This window comes from Pseudoalteromonas sp. (assembly GCF_041613455.1).
Lineage (GTDB): Bacteria > Pseudomonadota > Gammaproteobacteria > Enterobacterales > Alteromonadaceae > Pseudoalteromonas.
Window position 1 is genome coordinate 1 of the sequence record NZ_JBFJHD010000350.1, and the last position, 1659, is coordinate 1659.

1 protein-coding gene and 1 pseudogene are annotated in these 1659 nt (G+C 43.0%); one reads left to right on the plus strand and one right to left on the minus strand.

Annotated features, from left to right (window positions below):
• Window positions 1–125: 125 nt before the first annotated feature.
• Entirely contained in the window at window positions 126–1127 is a 1002-nt protein-coding gene (locus ABYB02_RS16950; RefSeq protein WP_372763531.1) for a branched-chain amino acid aminotransferase, read from the minus strand.
• Window positions 1128–1459: 332 nt separating this feature from the next.
• Here ABYB02_RS16950 and ABYB02_RS16955 point away from each other — a divergent pair.
• Window positions 1460–1659, plus strand: a pseudogene (locus ABYB02_RS16955) (PQQ-dependent sugar dehydrogenase); the annotation flags it as partial.

Below are 1659 nucleotides of genomic sequence, written 5' to 3' on the forward strand. Positions count from 1 at the left end.
ACCCTACGGCTTTAATGGCCGCTACCTATACGGTAAAATAGTAATGAAGTTTTAAGCTGAATTAAAATAGCAAAGCCACCGCATGCGGTGGCTTTTTATTGGTATAAAACTAAATAGTTGAACTACTAAATTTTTGTTAACCAACCGTGGGTATCTGCACTTTTACCCCATTGAATATCGTTCAATGCTTGGCGTAAACGCGCTGTAGTGGGGCCTGGCTCACCGCTACCTACTTTATACTCAGTATCGTTATGAATAAAGGTGCCTACTGGGGTAAGCACTGCCGCTGTACCCGAAAGTGCCGCTTCAGTACCTGGCTTTGCAGCGCGCTCTAATAGTTCTGTAACACTAAAGTTGCGCTCGCTCACTGTCATGCCTAAGTCTTTAGCAAGGGTTAAAATACTATTGCGGGTTACACCGTGTAAAAAGGTGCTGTCGAGTGCTTTAGTGATGATTTCGTTGCCATCAATCAAAATAAAGTTAGCGGCACCGGTTTCTTGTACATCACCGCCTGGGCAAAATAAAATTTGATCGGCTTTATATTTAGTCCGTGCTGCTGAAATCGGCCCAAGTGCACTGGCATAGTTACCGCCACTTTTGATCATGCCCATGTGCGGCGCACAGCGCATGCCATCTTCTTCTAATAATACTCGCAGCGCGGTAGCCCCGCCGGAAAAATAATCCCCCACCGGAGATAATAAAGTATATAGCAATGAACTCATTGAAGGCGCGGCCGCTTTACCAATCGCCGCCTCTGTACCAATGTGCGTAGGGCGAATATACATAGAGCCTGGTGGTAACGGCGTGTCATCGGCGTATTTACGCACAATATCGATAATCATGTTTTTCAGCATCTCACCATCAACAGGCGGTAAACTCAACAATTCAGAGCTTTGCTGCATGCGTGCAATGTTGGCATCCATTCTAAAAATATTTACCGAGCCATCCTCATGGCGAAAGGCTTTTAAGCCTTCAAAACATGTACTTGAATAATGCAGAACGTGTGCACCTGCATGTAACTCAAGCTTATCGCAAGGAACAATCGTGCTGTTGCCCCACTGATTGTCAGAAAACTTAGCTTGAATCATCTGTGGCATAAACACAGTACCAAATGCGGCCATTTTTATTCTCTCTTGTGTGGTCTATTTTTCTCCATTGTATGACAACCAGCTACTATTTAACCATAGCAAACCAAGCGGTTTTTTAATTAATTGGTAGAGTTTTTTGCATGTGGTGGTGATTAATTAATCAAATAAGCCATTATTAACATTCTAAAGCAATAATCAGCTAAGCTTTTAATCCTGCCTGATTATTTAATGCAGGCATTATGCAAATAACGGTGCGCAAACTTAGCTGTATCTTAAGTCATTACTAGGCTTCTTTATTTATCGCAAATAATTAACCCCCTAATGAAGCGCGTGTTAAAGTGGTTAATAATACGTTAACTTTGGCAACCATTATGAACACAGTAACATTAAATAAAAAAACGCCACTACTCCCCCTCCCCGCTTGGGTATTGGCCCTTGCAACGCTTACTGCTGTATCTGCACAGGCTGTTGACTTTAAACAACTGGATACCTTAACGCTTAATGTTAAACCCATTACAGTTGCAGCAGGCGTCACTGTTCCATGGGCGATTGAGCCGCTCGCTAATGGTGA